The 14,566-nt window shown below is 66.5% G+C and carries 16 protein-coding genes; 7 read left to right on the plus strand and 9 right to left on the minus strand.

What is annotated here, in order from left to right; translation table 11 throughout:
* Nucleotide 1: 1 nt before the first annotated feature.
* A complete protein-coding gene (locus tag BPODLACK_RS07445) occupies nucleotides 2–919 on the minus strand; it encodes an ABC transporter ATP-binding protein (RefSeq protein ID WP_024499239.1) in 918 nt (305 codons plus the stop codon).
* A 137-nt stretch (nucleotides 920–1,056) separates the two neighbouring features.
* Here BPODLACK_RS07445 and BPODLACK_RS07450 point away from each other — a divergent pair, with 137 nt between their 5' ends.
* The 6 genes from BPODLACK_RS07450 (at nucleotide 1,057) to BPODLACK_RS07475 (ending at nucleotide 5,714) form a co-directional block, all read left to right on the plus strand.
* Nucleotides 1,057–1,653 carry a sulfite oxidase-like oxidoreductase gene (locus BPODLACK_RS07450; RefSeq protein WP_024499238.1) on the plus strand — a complete coding sequence of 199 codons (597 nt, stop codon included), beginning with the start codon at nucleotides 1,057–1,059 and terminating at the stop codon, nucleotides 1,651–1,653.
* Entirely contained in the window at nucleotides 1,650–2,366 is a 717-nt protein-coding gene (locus tag BPODLACK_RS07455; protein WP_024499237.1) for a ferredoxin reductase, read from the plus strand. The genes BPODLACK_RS07450 and BPODLACK_RS07455 overlap by 4 nt, the downstream gene beginning before the upstream one ends.
* Nucleotides 2,367–2,432: 66 nt before the next feature.
* Nucleotides 2,433–2,909, plus strand: coding sequence for a glutathione peroxidase (locus tag BPODLACK_RS07460; RefSeq protein ID WP_024499236.1), 477 nt, complete (start codon nucleotides 2,433–2,435; stop codon nucleotides 2,907–2,909).
* Between the two features lie 25 nt (nucleotides 2,910–2,934).
* A complete protein-coding gene (locus tag BPODLACK_RS07465) occupies nucleotides 2,935–3,843 on the plus strand; it encodes a DUF1295 domain-containing protein (RefSeq protein WP_024499235.1) in 909 nt (302 codons plus the stop codon).
* Complete coding sequence (locus BPODLACK_RS07470) at nucleotides 3,840–4,994, plus strand: FAD-dependent oxidoreductase (RefSeq protein ID WP_024499234.1); 1,155 nt, start codon at nucleotides 3,840–3,842, stop codon at nucleotides 4,992–4,994. Before BPODLACK_RS07465 ends, BPODLACK_RS07470 begins: the two co-directional genes overlap by 4 nt.
* A 30-nt stretch (nucleotides 4,995–5,024) precedes the next feature.
* Nucleotides 5,025–5,714, plus strand: coding sequence for a hypothetical protein (locus BPODLACK_RS07475; protein WP_024499233.1), 690 nt, complete (start codon nucleotides 5,025–5,027; stop codon nucleotides 5,712–5,714).
* 81 nt (nucleotides 5,715–5,795) lie between these two features.
* Here the strand turns inward: BPODLACK_RS07475 and fadD5 (BPODLACK_RS07480) are convergent, their stop codons facing one another.
* The 5 genes from fadD5 (BPODLACK_RS07480) to BPODLACK_RS07500 form a co-directional block, all read right to left on the minus strand.
* Nucleotides 5,796–7,403 carry a fatty-acid--CoA ligase FadD5 gene (fadD5, locus tag BPODLACK_RS07480; RefSeq protein ID WP_024499232.1) on the minus strand — a complete coding sequence of 536 codons (1,608 nt, stop codon included), beginning with the start codon at nucleotides 7,401–7,403 and terminating at the stop codon, nucleotides 5,796–5,798.
* Between the two features lie 93 nt (nucleotides 7,404–7,496).
* The gene (gene fadD5, locus BPODLACK_RS07485) at nucleotides 7,497–9,101 is read right to left on the minus strand and encodes a fatty-acid--CoA ligase FadD5 (RefSeq protein WP_024499231.1); all 1,605 of its coding nucleotides are present in this window, start codon (nucleotides 9,099–9,101) and stop codon (nucleotides 7,497–7,499) included.
* A gap of 165 nt (nucleotides 9,102–9,266) precedes the next feature.
* Nucleotides 9,267–10,514, minus strand: a complete 1,248-nt coding sequence (locus tag BPODLACK_RS07490; protein WP_024499230.1) for an RNA polymerase sigma factor — start codon at nucleotides 10,512–10,514, stop codon at nucleotides 9,267–9,269.
* On the minus strand, nucleotides 10,511–10,888 hold the full coding sequence (locus BPODLACK_RS07495; RefSeq protein ID WP_024499229.1) for a YciI family protein: 378 nt from the start codon (nucleotides 10,886–10,888) through the stop codon (nucleotides 10,511–10,513). Before BPODLACK_RS07495 ends, BPODLACK_RS07490 begins: the two co-directional genes overlap by 4 nt.
* A gap of 91 nt (nucleotides 10,889–10,979) precedes the next feature.
* Nucleotides 10,980–11,498: a M15 family metallopeptidase gene (locus tag BPODLACK_RS07500; protein ID WP_024499228.1), complete on the minus strand. Its 519-nt coding sequence runs from the start codon at nucleotides 11,496–11,498 to the stop codon at nucleotides 10,980–10,982.
* A gap of 97 nt (nucleotides 11,499–11,595) precedes the next feature.
* Between BPODLACK_RS07500 and BPODLACK_RS07505 the strand changes: the two genes are divergently transcribed.
* The gene (locus BPODLACK_RS07505; protein WP_159405002.1) at nucleotides 11,596–12,729 is read left to right on the plus strand and encodes a DUF2235 domain-containing protein; all 1,134 of its coding nucleotides are present in this window, start codon (nucleotides 11,596–11,598) and stop codon (nucleotides 12,727–12,729) included.
* 63 nt (nucleotides 12,730–12,792) lie between these two features.
* On the opposite strand, the gene BPODLACK_RS07510 is transcribed toward BPODLACK_RS07505, so the two are convergent.
* The 3 genes from BPODLACK_RS07510 to BPODLACK_RS07520 form a co-directional block, all read right to left on the minus strand.
* Nucleotides 12,793–13,188 carry a VOC family protein gene (locus tag BPODLACK_RS07510; RefSeq protein WP_024499226.1) on the minus strand — a complete coding sequence of 132 codons (396 nt, stop codon included), beginning with the start codon at nucleotides 13,186–13,188 and terminating at the stop codon, nucleotides 12,793–12,795.
* Nucleotide 13,189: 1 nt separating this feature from the next.
* Nucleotides 13,190–13,498, minus strand: a complete 309-nt coding sequence (locus tag BPODLACK_RS07515; RefSeq protein ID WP_201450599.1) for an ArsR/SmtB family transcription factor — start codon at nucleotides 13,496–13,498, stop codon at nucleotides 13,190–13,192.
* 75 nt (nucleotides 13,499–13,573) lie between these two features.
* On the minus strand, nucleotides 13,574–14,560 hold the full coding sequence (locus BPODLACK_RS07520; protein WP_236577623.1) for an oxygenase MpaB family protein: 987 nt from the start codon (nucleotides 14,558–14,560) through the stop codon (nucleotides 13,574–13,576).
* Nucleotides 14,561–14,566 lie beyond the last annotated feature (6 nt).

A 14,566-nucleotide genomic window follows, 5' to 3' on the forward strand; every position in this document is an offset into this window, starting at 1 on the left:
GTCACTTCTTCCCCGACGTCGAATCCTCGGACCCGTAGAGCCGGAGGAACAGGCTTTCCAGCGACGGAGGTTCGACGGTCAGCGACCGCAGTCCACACGACGTCAACACCTCCATCGCCGCACCGATGCGGTCGGAATCGACTGTGGCACTGATCCATTGGCCGTCTATGTCGACCTCGTGCAGTTCACCGAGCCGATCCTCGGACGGGATGGTCTCGAGCTCGGCACGTACCGATGTGCGGGTGTGACCACGTAGGTCCGACAGGGTCCCCGCCGCGACGATCACGCCGTCGCGAATGATGCTGAGACGATCGGCGAGGGTCTCGACCTCGGCGAGGATGTGGCTGGACAACAACACCGTGGTACCCCGGGACTTGGCCTCTCCGACCACCTCCTGGAAGACGTTCTCCATCAACGGATCCAGACCCGACGTCGGCTCGTCCAGGATGAGCAGCTCCACCTCCGATGCGAGCGCGGCGACGATCGCCACCTTCTGGCGGTTGCCCTTCGAGTACTGGCGTCCGCGCTTGGTGGTGTCGAGTTCGAAACGCCGGACCAGATCGGCACGACGATCCTCGTCGAGTCCACCGCGCATCGAACCGAGGAGATCAATCATCTCGCCGCCGGTCATCGACGGCCACAGGGCGACGTCACCGGGGACATAGGCCAGCCGTCGATGGAGTTCCACGACGTCGCGCCACGGATCGCCACCCAGTATCCGAACCTCACCCGCGTTGGCCCGCAACAATCCCAGCAGCACGCGGATCGTCGTCGACTTGCCTGCTCCGTTCGGACCGAGGAATCCGTGGACCTCCCCCCGCCGGACCCCCAGGTCGAGACCGCGCAGTGCTTCGAAACGGCCGAACGACTTGCGTAGTCCTCGTGCGTCGATGACGAGATCGGACGTGTCTACGGGCATGGCGTACCTCCGGCTCGGTGAGTCGCCACGATCGTTCCATGACGCCCGAAGCGCTGCCGGTGCAACGCGCCGAGAGGTCACACTACCGTCTACGGCCACGCGGCCGACCCGACCGCCTGGGCGTAGACTCCGCGACCATGGCGATTGTCAACCGAGGGTTCGTGGGCCGTCGGGACCGCGATGCTCGCCGGCTGCCGCCCGGGCAGTACACGACCCTTGACTTCCCGGTGTTGTCGGCCGAACCGACACCGTCGATCCCCCTGGACAAATGGTCCCTCGCCATCCAGTCTGCTGAGCACCGGGTCACGACATTCACCTGGGAGCGGTTCCAGGCGCTGCGCCACGACGAGGTCACCACCGACATCCACTGCGTCACAAGGTGGTCGAAGTTCGCGACGCGCTGGCGTGGTGTCTCCTTCGACACGCTGATCGATGCGATGCCCTTCGAACCCGCCCCGTACGTCATGGCGCACTGCTACGGCGGGTACACGACCAACGTCCCGCTCGCCGACCTGACCGGTGGACGAGGCTGGATTGCCGACACCTTCGACGGGGAACCGCTGGCACCCGAACACGGCGGTCCCGCCCGGCTCCTCGTCCCTCACCTGTACTTCTGGAAGAGCGCGAAATGGATTCGGCGCCTTCGGTTCATGCCCGAGGACATGCCGGGATTCTGGGAGGAACGCGGTTACCACATGTACGGCGACCCCTGGCGCGAGCAGCGGTACTCGTGACCGACTGGCTGCTGACGACGGTGACGTCCGTCGTCGACATCACCCCGACCGCACGCACACTGCGTCTCGCGCTCCCCGAGCCGATCCACGTGCTGCCCGGTCAGCACGTCGACATCCGGCTCACCGCCGAGGACGGCTACTCCACCGCCCGCACCTACTCGGTATCGGACGCCCGGGAGAGCCGATCGCTCGAGGTCACCGTCGAACGCCTCGAGGACGGTGAGGTGTCCCCTTACCTGGTCGATGTCGTCGAGGTCGGTGATCCTCTGGAGATCAGCGGACCGCATGGCTGGTATTTCACCTGGGCCTCCGGCGACGACCGACCGGTGCAACTGATCGGCGGTGGATCCGGGGTCGCGCCGCTCATGTCGATGGTCCGGAGCCGCGAGGTCGACGCACCGCTCACGCCCTTCTCCCTGGTGTACTCGGTGCGCAGTCCGGAACGCGTCTACTACCGCGACGAGATCCGGCAACTCATGGAGCACCATCGCCTGGATCTCCATCTCGTCCACACCCGTGACGCACCAGCCGGATCGGCGCGACCGGCCGGACGCCTCGACTCGGCGGAACTGGCCGCACTCACCATGGATCCGTCCCGATCACCGACCGTGTACATCTGCGGGCCCAATCGGTTCGTCGAGGACTGTGCGAAGTGGATGGTCGACGCCGGCCACGACCCGAGCCGTATCCGCACCGAACGATTCGGCGACTGATCCGCGGCACCTGCGGGTTCCGGCCAATGCGTTTCGTCGCGCGCGGACCGGAAGTAGCGTGGCGGCATGACTTCCGCGTACGACTTCACCGCGACCGGGATCGACGGAAACCCGGTCGACCTCTCGCAGTTCCGGGGCGACCCGCTGCTGATCGTGAACACCGCGTCGAAGTGCGGCTTCACACCCCAGTACCAAGGCCTCGAGACGCTTCATCGCGACTACCAGGAGCAGGGACTGCATGTTCTGGGTTTCCCGTGCGACCAGTTCGCACATCAGGAACCCGGCGACGAAGAAGAGATCAAGAACTTCTGTTCGCTCACCTACGACGTCACCTTCCCGATGTTCGCCAAGGTCGAGGTGAACGGGCCCGACGCCCATCCCCTCTTCGAGTGGTTACGCACCCAGAAGTCGGGAGTGTTCGGCGGACGGATCAAGTGGAACTTCACCAAGTTCCTGGTGAACCGCGACGGAGTCGTCGTCGAACGCTTCGCACCGGCCACCAAACCCGAGAAGTTGGTCGGGGCCATCGAGAAGCAGCTGTGACCCGCCGACGATAGGACGAGATCTCGTGAGCCGGACAGCGTCGTTCGTGCGCGTGGTGCTCGCCTACCTGGTGGCGTTCGGTGTCGCCGCCGCATGGTTGTGGCTGGGTCCCGACACCGGCCACCTGTGGCTCGACACCCTCATCGCCGACCTCTGGGCGACGCTGGTGATCTTCGGTTCCAGCCGCCTGTACTCGAACTCGAGCATGTATGACGCCTACTGGAGCGTCATACCGCCCGCACTCCTGGTGTACTGGTGGGCCGCCGGTGATGTCGGCATCGAAGCGGTGCACTGCTGGGTCATCGCTCTCGTCCTCGGAGTGTGGGCCGTCCGGCTCACCGCCAACTGGGCCATCGGGTGGCCGGGTCTGGATCACGAGGACTGGCGCTACCGACTGCTCAAGCAGCGTGCCGGCCGTGCGGCCTTCGTCGTGGACCTGGTCGCCATCCACGTCATCCCCACCATTCAGGTGTTCCTCGGCATGGTCCCGGTGTATGTCGCAGTCACCCGACATGATTCGACGATCGGCTGGCTCACCGCACTCGCCGCGGTCGTCGGATCGGCCGCCATCGCCCTCGAGTACGTCGCCGACGCCCAGCTGCGTCGCTTCACCGCACACCGCACGCCTGGGTCGGTGCTGGACTCCGGCGTGTGGTCGTGGTCCCGGCACCCGAACTACTTCGGCGAGTTCGGTTTCTGGGTCGCGATGGCGTTGTTCGGGATCGCCGCCTCGCCCGCCGACTGGTGGTGGCTGCTCGTGGGTGTGGTGGTGATGCTGGCGATGTTCCTCGGCGCCAGCATTCCGATGATGGAGCAGCGCAGCCTGTCCCGACGTCCCGGCTATCCCGAGGTCGTCGACCGGGTGTCCCGGTTCGTACCCCGCCCACCTCGCCGAACCCGTCCGCCGCATTCCGCCGAACGCATCACCGGATGACTCGCCGCGTCGTGGTCGCCGGGCTCGGTGACACCGGCATCCTCACCGCCATCCATCTGTCCCGCCACGCGGACGTCGTCGGGATCTCGTCGAAGCCCGGGCTGGTCAGCGGTCAGGAACTCGGGCTTCGCGTGAGTCGGCCCGACACCTGGGCCCGCGACTACCGGATTCCGTTCGAACGATTCCGGAAGCTCGACCGCGTCCGCACCGTCCACGGGTCGCTGACCGGAGCCGACCTAGTCGAACGAACCGTCACCGTACGCACCGCCGACGAAACCGATGTCATCGAACCGTTCGACGCGCTGGTCATCGCCACCGGTGTCCGCAACGGCTTCTGGCGACGTCCCGGTCTCCAGTCCCCGACCGATGTCGACCGGGACCTGGCCGCTGCACACCGCCGTCTGGCGGTCGCGGATTCGATCGCGGTGATCGGCGGGGGTGCCGCCGCGGTGAGCGCGGCGGCGAACCTGGCAGCGACCTGGCCGGGTAAACGGATCGATCTCTACCATCCCGGTGAGCGCGCACTGCCCCGCCACCATCGGCGGACCTGGCGGAACGTGTCGGCGCGGCTGCGCACACTCGGTGTGGGTGTGCACGGCGGACACCGCGCCCAGGTGCCCGACGGCTTCGGCTGCGACGAGATCACCAGCGGATCCGTGCGCTGGACCACCGGGCAGGACGCCGTGCACGCCGACGCGGTGCTGTGGGCGATCGGTCGGGTGACCCCGAATTCGGAGTGGTTGCCTCCGCAGATCCTCGATCCGGGCGGATTCGTCTACGTGACACCGCAGCTCCGGGTTCCGGGACATGAACTCGTCTATGCCGTCGGCGACATCGCCGCCACCGACGCCCTCCGTGGTTCGGCCCGTAACCGTGCCGACCGGCTTCTCGCCCACAACATCCGCGTCGATCTGGCGGGCCGACCGGACCGGGCGCGGCGCTACGTGCCGCCCCGCCGACGGTGGGGATCGGTTCTCGGTGTGCAACGCGACGGTCTGCAGGTGTTCGCGCCGAACGGTCGCGCGTTCCGTTTCCCCGCTTGGTCGGTCGACACGGTGCTGCAACCGTGGATCGTCCGCCGGGGGATCTACGGCGGGATTCGCGACGCGGGTTCGCCGGCCGCCACCGATCGTCGGCGGCGTCGCACCTGAAAGGTCATCTTCCGCGCTTACACTCGGCCCATGAGCAACGAGCAGTTCTCGGCCGATCCGACAGACCCGGTGGACCCGCCGCCCGGTTCGAACACCGCGCCGGTCCCGCCCGCGTCGGCACCGGCGGGATCGACACCCCCGGGCGCCCCCGCGACGACCGATGCATCACTGAAGCCGACAGCCGCCGAACGTGCGAACACGATCGTCAGGAAGGTCGTCATCGGCCTGATCATCGCCGCCCTCCTGGTGATCACCTACTTCATCCTCGAGGCATTCCTGCCGCGCTGGTGGGCGGGCCAGATCGGCGGCCGGGTCGACGGATCGATGGCCAGCGGTGTCTGGACCGGACTCGTCCTGGGTGTTCTCTGCACCTTCGTTCCGCTCCTGTTGTTCACGCTGGCGTTCCTGAGCCGCAGCCGGTTGCGGAACGTCCCGGCGATCGCGTTCGCCGTCGCCGGCATCGTCGTGGCGATCCCCAACCTGTTGACGCTCTCCGTCGTCGCCGGCGGCGGCAACGGTGCCCACGCGGGTGAACGCATCTTCGACGTCGAAGCCCCGGGCTTCCGCGCCGCCACCGCGTGGGGCGTGATCATCGGTGTCCTTCTCGCGATCCTCGTCGGCTGGTTCATCTGGCGATATCGGCGGCGTGGACGACAACTCGAGGCGACGCGCCCGAAGAAGGACAAGAAGAAGGACAAGAAGAAGGACAAGAAGAAGTGATGGTCGGATAGACCACTCCGAACGGGTCAACCCGCCACCTCACGAAGGTGGCGGGTTGACCCGTTCAGGGGGCGGGGGCGGTCAGTCGGCCAGCCCGGCATCCTTGCTGCCGTAGCTCTCCCGCAGCTTCGGCTTCACGACCTTGCCGCCGGCATTCCGGGGCAGCTCGTCGATGATCACGAGGTCCTTGGGGTGCTTGAACCGCGCGAGATTCTCGTTCAGATGAGGTTCCAGCTCGGCCAGCGTCAGATCGATGACGCCCTCGGCCAGGACCACGACGGCGACCGGCACCTCGCCCCACTTCTCGTGCGCGCGACCGATGACGGCCGCCTCCAGGATCGCGGGATGGCCATACAGGACGTTCTCGACCTCGGCGCAGTAGATGTTCTCACCGCCGGAGATGATCATGTCCTTGGCTCGGTCGACGACGTAGAGGAAGCCGTCCTCGTCTTCTCGCACCAGGTCGCCGGAGTGGAACCACCCGCCGCGGAACGCTTCCGCGGTCTCCGCGGGCTTGTTCCAGTAGCCCTTCATCAGGTTGGGTCCGCGATAGACGATCTCTCCCACCTCGCCGGGCTTCACGTCGTTCATCAGCGGGTCGACGATGCGGGCGGTCACCGCCGGGACCACCTTGCCGATCGAACCCTGCTTGCGCAGTGCGTCCTTGCCCTCGAGGATCGTCGTCACCGGAGACATCTCGGTCTGCCCGAAGGCGGTCATGTTCAGCGCCTCGGGGAAGGCCTCGCCCATGGCGTTGAGCACGGTGTCCGACGCGGGGGCCGCACCCCAGCTGATGTTGCGCAGACGGAGCTTTCGCGGCCGCGCTTTCTGCGCCGCGCACACCGCCTGCCACTGTGCGGGCACCATGAACACCGAGGTGGTGCCTTCTCTCTCCAGGGTGTCGAGCATGGCGTCCGGGTCGAAAGCACCGAGTGGATGGATGACCGCACGGATGCCGCGGTAGAAGACCGGGGCGAATGCGGCGAGCCCGGCGATGTGGAACATCGGCGGTACGACCGACGCCACGTCCTCGGCATCGGCGGACGCGGTGGTCGCCATCGTGGTGACGGCCTGCGCGTGGAAATTCTGGTGGGTCAGCATGGCGCCCTTGGGCTTTCCGGTGGTACCCGAGGTGTACATGATCGCGGCGACGGTGTCCTCCGGGACATCGACCGCCGGCAGATCCGAGTCCCCCTGCGCGACAAGGCTTTCGTAGTCGAGATGCTGAGGGTTCTCACTGCCGTCGACGACGATGAGGGTGTCGATCCCACCGGTGGACGCACTCACGGCATCGGCCAACGGCGCGAGGAGTTTCTCGGTCAGTATGACCTTGGCCCCACTGTCGGCGACGAGATAAGCGACCTCGGCGGGGCTCATCCGGATGTTCACCGGAACCGGGATCGCTCCGATCAGCGTTGCGCCCAGCACGGCTTCGACGTACTCGGTGCGGTTGAGCAGCACCATGAGGATTCGGTCGCCGAACTCGACTCCGAGCCGGCTCAATGCTGCGCCGAAAGCCCGTGACCTGTCATCGAGTTGCTTCCACGTCGTGGACTTGTCCAGGTATGTGATTGCCATGTTGTCCGGCGTCATCAGCGCATGCCGGTGGACCTGGTTGTTCCAGTGGTTGCGGCGCGAGCGGTAGGGCTCGGTGGTCAGGTCGGCGGTGGCGTCGGTGGTTGCGGTCATCCCTGCTCCCGTGTCGATCGTGCGATGGTCGACGTTGTTGTCTGCGTCACACCCTACGCAGACCGGGCGGGTTGCTCGTCAGATTTCGCCGGGTCAATCGGACAAACCGGCGTCCTTGCTGCCAAAGCGCTGGCGCAGCATGGGTTTCGTGACCTTGCCACCGGCGTTTCGCGGGAGGGCGTCGATGATCACGAGATCCTTCGGGTGCTTGAAGCGCGCCAGATTCTCGTTCAGGTGGGGTCCCAGCTCCGCCAGGGTCAGGTCCTCGACACCGTCGGCGAGCACGACGACCGCGACGGGCACCTCGCCCCACTTCTGGTCCGCCCGGCCGATGACCGCCGCCTCGGCGACAGCGGGATGGCCGTAGAGGACGTTCTCGACCTCGGCGCAGTAGATGTTCTCACCGCCGGAGATGATCATGTCCTTGGCTCGGTCGACCACGAAGAGGAATCCCTCGTCATCCTTCCGGACGAGGTCACCGGAATGGAACCAGCCACCGCGGAAGGCGTCCGCGGTTTCCTCGGGCTTGTTCCAGTAGCCCTTCATCAGGGTCGGCCCGCGGTAGACGATCTCCCCCACCTCGCCGGGCTTCACGTCGTTCATCAGCGGGTCGACGATGCGCGCCGTCACCGCAGGCATCACCTTGCCGATCGACCCGATCTTCCGCAGGGCGTCTTTACCCTCGAGGATGCAGGTCACCGGCGACATCTCGGTCTGCCCGAACGACGTCATGTTGAGAACGCCCGGGAATGTCTCGTTGATGGCGTTGAGCACGGTGTCCGAGGCGGGGGCGCCACCCCAGCTGAGGTGACGCAGACGCAGGCCGCGCGGACGTGCCTGCTGTGCGGCGCACACTGCCTGCCATTGTGCGGGCACCATGAACACCGATGTCGAGCCCTCTCGCTCCAGCGTGTCGAGCATGACGTCGGGGTCAAAGGATCCCAGCGGATGGATGACCGCCCGGATTCCTCGGTAGAAGACCATCGCGAAGGTCGCGAGGCCCGCGATGTGGAACATCGGCGGGACGATCGATGCGACGTCACCGGGCTGTGGGTTCGTCGTGGAGATCGACGTGACGGCCTGCGACTGAAAGTTCTGGTGGGTCAGCATCGCACCTTTGGGACGGCCAGTGGTGCCCGAGGTGTACATGATGATCGCGACAGCGTCCTCGGGGACGTCCACCGGCGGGAGATCCGAGGGGTCCTCGGCGAGGAGGTCCTCGAACGAAAGATGGTCGGGGTTGTCGCTCTCGCCGACGACGACGACGGTATCGGAGGTGCCTCCCAGGGCCCGCGCGGCATCCACGACGCCGGTCAGCGCCGATTCGGTGACCACGACCTCGGCGCCGCTGTCCGTCATGAGATAGGCGATCTCGCCGGGACTCATGCGAACGTTCACCGGCACCGCGATCGCACCGATGAGGGTCGCCCCCAGAATCGCTTCGACGTACTCGGTGCGGTTGAGCAGCGCCATCATGACCCGGTCGCCGAACTCCACACCGCGTCTGCTCAGCGCCGCGGCGAAAGCCCGGGAGCGGTCGTCGATCTGCGTCCACGTGCGCGTCTGGCCGAGGAAGGTGATCGCGGGTTCGTCGGGAGTCGTCAGAGCGTGGCGGCGGACATGGTTGTTCCAGTGGTTGCGGCGCGAGCGGTAGGGCTCGGAGGTCACGTCGGTGACGGCCTCGGCGGATGCAGTCATTGCGGTCTCCCGTGTCGTCGGACACTCGTTGTCCGACTCACCACCCTAGGTCGTGACTGTCACGGAATACGCTGTGCAGCCGATGATTTGCGCCTATGGAAGGGTTAGCCGGCTCCTATGGACGACGCCGGGGCGGCGTCTGCGCACGTGTCCCCCGGGACGGAGTCACCCCATGCGGTCCGCCCGGCACCGCAAGTACTCTCGGACGCGAGGGTCGCGGGCGAACGTCGCGGCGCGCTCGAAGTGCCGACGTGCCTCGTCGAGTGCGCCGGTGCGGGCCAGGAGGTCTGCGCGTGTGGCGTGGAAAGGTTGGAAGTCGTCGAGGTCGTGCTGCTCCTCGAGTTGCCCGAGCAGCGCCAGACCATCGGCGGGCGACGTCGCGCGCCCCACGATGGCGGCGTGCGCGACCCGTGCACCCAGTGTCGGGGTGACGGTGAGGAGGGCGGTCGACAAGGTCTCGAGTACGGCCCACTCGACGACGCCGGTGCGTGCGCGATCGGCGTGGACCGACTGCATGGCGGCCTCGAGCTGGAATCGCCCCATCGGTGCGCCGAGTGCGGCGGCACGTCGGAGCATCGCCTCGCCGTCGCGGATCAGTTCGCCGTCCCACAGCGCGGGGTCCTGCTCCTCGAGTGGGACGAACGGTCCGTCCCGGGCCGGCGCACGTGACAACGACAGGGCGATGAGAGCGGCGAGTCCCCATGCCTCGGGCTCGACGTCGAGGAGAGATGCGAGTGTCACGGCGAGATACAGCGCCTCCCCCGTCATCGATTCGACGGCGTCGGGCCCGCAACCGGTCGCGTCGTCCCAGGCGATCGCGAAGCACCCGTAGACGGCCTCGAGCACCGCGGACAGTCGTCCCGGCATCGCCGTGCGGTCGGGAACGGCGAACGGGATGCGGGCGTCGCGGATGCGTCGCTTGGCGCGGACGAGTCGTTGCGCCATCGTCGCGGGCGCCACCGCGAAGGCCGCGGCGATGTGAGTGGCCTCGAATCCCAGCACCGCCTGCAACATCAGGGGTGTCCGGATGGCCGGGTCGATCGCGGGGTGAGCGCAGGTGAACAGCAATTCGAGTCGCTTGTCGCCGATCGCGTCGGGGTCGAGATCGTCGATGGGTGTCACGCTGGCCTCCCCGGCGGTATCGGCGCGGTCGTAGAGATCGACCGACATCCGGTGTGACGCGGACTTCCAGACGTCGCGCTGGTGGTTGCGGGCGACGGTGAGCAGCCACGCGGTCGGATTCTCGGGTATGCCGCGTGCCGGCCACGTGACGAGCGCACGTTCGAAGGCGGTCGACAACGCGTCCTCGGCGAGCGCGAGGTCGCCCGATGATGCGGCAAGGAGCGCCACCAGCCGCGAATACGCCTCGCGAGCGGCGTGTTCCGCGACGGCGTGCGCTCCCGGCAGGTTCATCCGTTCGGTGTCCACGCCCCGTTCACGGTGTACGTGGCCCCGGGTCGGATCTCGACGACACCCCAGTCGATGGGGGGCGCCTGACGTGCCCACTCGATGGCGTCGTCGAGGTCCTCGACATCGACGACGATGGACCCGCCGAGTTGCTCCTTGGTGTCCGCGAACGGACCGTCCTGGATGACGAGTTCGCCGTCCACCTTCCGCAGCGTGGTGGTGGCGGTCGAATGCTGGAGCACCTCGGCACTCACCAGGACGCCGGCGTCCTGCAATGCCCGTGCGTAGGCGGAGAACGCTGCCTGACCCGACCGGATGGCGTCCTCGCCGAGCGTCGTGGCGTCCTGCTCCGGGTAGTGCAGCAGAAGTGAGTAATGCATGGTCTACCTCCTGGTCACCGGACCGCCTCTCGGTCCGTGTGAGGAGATGACGAGCGTGCGACCCGTCGATCGACAGCCTACGGCCGATGGATCAGATTCCGCGGCGATCCGCCCGGACCGCGGCATCGGGCCACATCGGCGGGCACGCTGTCCCGGGTGTCGTGGCCAGTTCGAAATGCCACCACTCGTTGACGAATGTCCGGCACAACCCCCAGCGATAGCCGTTGCGTTCCAGCCAGGCAGCGCCCTCCCACGGGCCGACGTCGACGGCCTCACCGCGAACGTGCGGCGACTCCTCCGCGGGAAGAACCCAGCGCCGGGCCGCCGCGGGACTGCCGTAGGTGGCGATGGCGTTCCGCCACAACTGTCGTTGTTCGGCGTCGGACCGTTTGCCGGAGGTGATGTACATCTGAATCCCTTGGGCGCGGCCGTCGTTCGCGGCGAGCGTGTACGACACCGCCAGTCCCGGTACGAGTCCGGCCGTCCCGGGGGCCAGGGCGGTGGGCGCTGCCACCGCCGGGCCGACGCCGACCACCGCACCGGTCACGGCACACGCAGCGCCGGCCGTCGCGAGGACGACCCGCGTGAGTCCAGACGCGAAGATGCTCATCAGACCAGTAAACCGTACGACTGACGTGTACTGCATGGACCGGTGTGCGGCATTACCGTCGAATGTGTCGGGCCCGTCGACGCAATGGAGGGGCTGCATGAGGAAACGTCTGATCATCTGCTGCGATGGCACGTGGAAATCATCGAAGGATCCGCGGGTCTCCAACGTGGAGAAGATCGCTCGGGCCGTCAAGACCGATGCAGCCGACGGTGCCGTTCAACTGGTTCACTACGTGAACGGTGTCGGGACGGGCTCCGCGTGGTCCGACCGTGTCCTCGGAGGCGCCTTCGGACGCGGGTTGAACGCGAATCTCGTTGACGCCTACCGTTTTCTCGTCCTGAACTACGAGCCCGATGACGAGATCTTCGTCTTCGGTTTCAGTCGAGGCGCGTACACCGCCCGCAGTCTGGTCGGGATGATCAGCAAGGTCGGGCTGGTCACGCCACGCCAACTGGCCGAGAACCCCGCGAGCAACCTGTTCGAGAAGGCCCTGCAGTCGTATCGGGACGAGAACAAACGATCCGCCCTCGGTCGCGAGGTGCCGGTCGCGTTCATCGGCGTGTTCGACACCGTGGGAGCCCTCGGCGTTCCCGGTATCACCCGGTACAAGCACAACTTCCACAATGTGAAGCTCGGCGACAAGGTCGAGGTCGCGCGTCAGGCGCTGGCGATCGACGAGTGTCGGCTGACGTTCGACCCGTGTGTCTGGGAGACCGCCGGTAACACCGAGACCGATGTGAAGCAGGTCTGGTTCGAGGGCGTGCACTCCGACATCGGCGGAGGTCTGAAAGTGGTCGAACCGTCCGAACTCACCCTGGCCTGGATGGTGCGGGAAGCGAGCCTGCGCGGTCTCGAGTTCTCCTACGACCGGTTCACGGCGATCCGACAGCCGGTCGATCCCGCGTGCCCCGAGTATGCCGCCAACAAGTCGATGAACGCCGCATACCAGGTCATCAACCTCATCAAACTCGCAATCGGACCATTTCGACTGCACGGCACCACAATTCGCCATCGGCGCCAGAGACGCAGGCTCGAGGTCGAGAAGGATCCGGCGTCGCCGCTGTTGATCGCCGAACCCGCGCTCACTCGATGGGAGACCGACCAGGACGGGCGCAGGCGGAAGGCGCCCAACATCGGATGGTGGATCGACATGTTCGACGGCGACCCCGCTGCGTTACGCGCCCGCGTCGTCGAGATCCCACCACTCTCGGCGCCACTCGCCACAGCGTGACAGCAGCCTTCGGATCGAGACCGAACACCAGCACCCGCGGGCGAACGCCTCCGGGAGGCCGGGTCAGGCCTCCTTGACCGCGGCGATCTGGATGAGGTTGCCGCAGGTGTCGTCGAAGATGGCCACGATTGCCGTTCCGACGTCGGTGGGCTCCTGGGTGAAGACGACACCGTGTTCACGCAGGCGGTTGTACTCGGCGTCCACATCGTCGACGGCGAACTGCGCCAACGGGATACCGTCCTCGACGAGTGCATCCCGATAGGGCTTCACCGCGGGATGCCCGGCCGGCTCCAACAGGAGTTCGGTTCCTTCGGGCGCCTCCGGCGACACGACGGTGAGCCACCAGGCGTCCTCACCCAGCGGTATGTCGAGGTGTTTGGTGAAGCCGAGGACGTCGGTGTAGAAATCCAATGCCTTTCGCTGGTCGTCGACGAAGATCGAGGTCAACGCGATTCTCATGTCATGCCTTTCGTGGCGCGGGCCACCGCCTGGCGATCTCTGCCAGCGGTGCCGGATCGAAGTAGTGGAACTTGGCACGTCCGCGTCTCTCGGTGTGAACCAGTCCGGCGGCCTCGAGTACGGCGAGGTGCTGTGAGATGGCCTGACGGGTCAGGCTCAGTCCCTGTCGGGTGGTGAGACGCCCACAGATCTCGAACAGCGTCTGACCGTCGCGGTCGGTGAGTTCGTCGAGGATCGCACGTCGCGTCGCGTCATCGAGTGCATGGAACACGTCGGCCACACCCGACGATAGGCAAGTAGACACTTGCATGTCAACGGCCGACTTGCAGAGATGACGAAGCGGGCCCGTGGACAGTGTCCGCGAACCCGCGTCGAGTAGTTCAGTTCAGTCCCTGGGGAACGGTACGCCCATGCGCTCGTAGGACTCGTAGACCTCTTTCATCTTGCCGTCCCGGAACGAGCCCAGAAGTGCCTTCACCGCGCGGCGGCGAGCCGCGGCGATCGGCTTGGGGTACTGCCTGGTGTTCATCAGCTTCTGCGCCCACTCCGGATGGAGATCCTGGATGGCCCAGTCGACGAGGCTCACCACTGGACGCTGCCACGACGGGTAGCGCCACGGTGCGGTCGGATTGAGGAGTTCGACGGTCGGCATGGTCACGGCCAGGTACGGCAGCGAGTCGGCGAGATACTTGCCGACGCCCTCCTTCGTGGTCGGCACATTCGCTCCGCCCAGCTCACGACCCATCCGTGCGTAATCGTGGAAGAACTCCTCGAGACGTTCGTCGCTCAGCGGGTCGGGATGGAAGGCCTTGTGCGACGCTGCGAGAGCCCACGCCTGGGTGCAGTAGTTCCAGGTCAGCAGATCGGGGTCGCTGGCCTTGTAGGCGTGGCCGTCGGGACGCACACCATCGATGCGGTTGTGCATTCCCCGGACCGTCTTCGACACCCGTTCGGCCACCGGCGTCGACGCCAAGGCGACACCGAAGAAGAAGGACAGGGTGTGTCCGGAACGTGAGGAAAATGCCTTCTCGTCGAACTGGCCGGTCGGTACGCCGTCGATCCGTTCGAGGGCGCGCGTGTGCTCGTACGCCATCCAGGCCATGTCGGGGTGCAGGGTCTCCATCATCGCGGCGGCACCCATGGCGATCTGGACCGTCGGCAGGTGCTCGTGGACGTACCAGACGGCGCTCCCGGGTCCGAACCACCCGGGATCACCCTTCGGTTCGGTGAACTGGACGTTCCGGAAGAACTCGTCCCGGATCGACTGGAAGGACTTGTCCACCGCCCAGTCGAAGACGCTGCGCTTGTGTGGAACAGACGCGACCGACGGGGTCGGCTCAACAGCGGGCCGTGCTGTGTCTTGGATCACCATGCCACC

The organism is Gordonia sp. YY1 (assembly GCF_009872315.1).
GTDB classification, from domain to species: Bacteria; Actinomycetota; Actinomycetes; order Mycobacteriales; family Mycobacteriaceae; genus Gordonia; species Gordonia amicalis.

Excerpts from the sequence above, each read along its gene's own strand:
- BPODLACK_RS07475 (WP_024499233.1), top strand. The coding sequence starts at position 5,025 with ATGAGCAACGAGCAGTTCTCGGCCGATCCGACAGACCCGGTGGACCCG.
- BPODLACK_RS07470 (WP_024499234.1), top strand. The coding sequence starts at position 3,840 with ATGACTCGCCGCGTCGTGGTCGCCGGGCTCGGTGACACCGGCATCCTC.
- fadD5 (WP_024499231.1), bottom strand. The coding sequence starts at position 9,101 with ATGACTGCATCCGCCGAGGCCGTCACCGACGTGACCTCCGAGCCCTAC.
- BPODLACK_RS07495 (WP_024499229.1), bottom strand. The coding sequence starts at position 10,888 with ATGCATTACTCACTTCTGCTGCACTACCCGGAGCAGGACGCCACGACG.
- BPODLACK_RS07500 (WP_024499228.1), bottom strand. The coding sequence starts at position 11,498 with ATGAGCATCTTCGCGTCTGGACTCACGCGGGTCGTCCTCGCGACGGCC.
- BPODLACK_RS07515 (WP_201450599.1), bottom strand. The coding sequence starts at position 13,498 with ATGCAAGTGTCTACTTGCCTATCGTCGGGTGTGGCCGACGTGTTCCAT.
- fadD5 (WP_024499232.1), bottom strand. The coding sequence starts at position 7,403 with ATGACCGCAACCACCGACGCCACCGCCGACCTGACCACCGAGCCCTAC.
- BPODLACK_RS07460 (WP_024499236.1), top strand. The coding sequence starts at position 2,433 with ATGACTTCCGCGTACGACTTCACCGCGACCGGGATCGACGGAAACCCG.
- BPODLACK_RS07505 (WP_159405002.1), top strand. The coding sequence starts at position 11,596 with ATGAGGAAACGTCTGATCATCTGCTGCGATGGCACGTGGAAATCATCG.
- BPODLACK_RS07490 (WP_024499230.1), bottom strand. The coding sequence starts at position 10,514 with ATGAACCTGCCGGGAGCGCACGCCGTCGCGGAACACGCCGCTCGCGAG.
- BPODLACK_RS07510 (WP_024499226.1), bottom strand. The coding sequence starts at position 13,188 with ATGAGAATCGCGTTGACCTCGATCTTCGTCGACGACCAGCGAAAGGCA.
- BPODLACK_RS07445 (WP_024499239.1), bottom strand. The coding sequence starts at position 919 with ATGCCCGTAGACACGTCCGATCTCGTCATCGACGCACGAGGACTACGC.
- BPODLACK_RS07520 (WP_236577623.1), bottom strand. The coding sequence starts at position 14,560 with ATGGTGATCCAAGACACAGCACGGCCCGCTGTTGAGCCGACCCCGTCG.
- BPODLACK_RS07450 (WP_024499238.1), top strand. The coding sequence starts at position 1,057 with ATGGCGATTGTCAACCGAGGGTTCGTGGGCCGTCGGGACCGCGATGCT.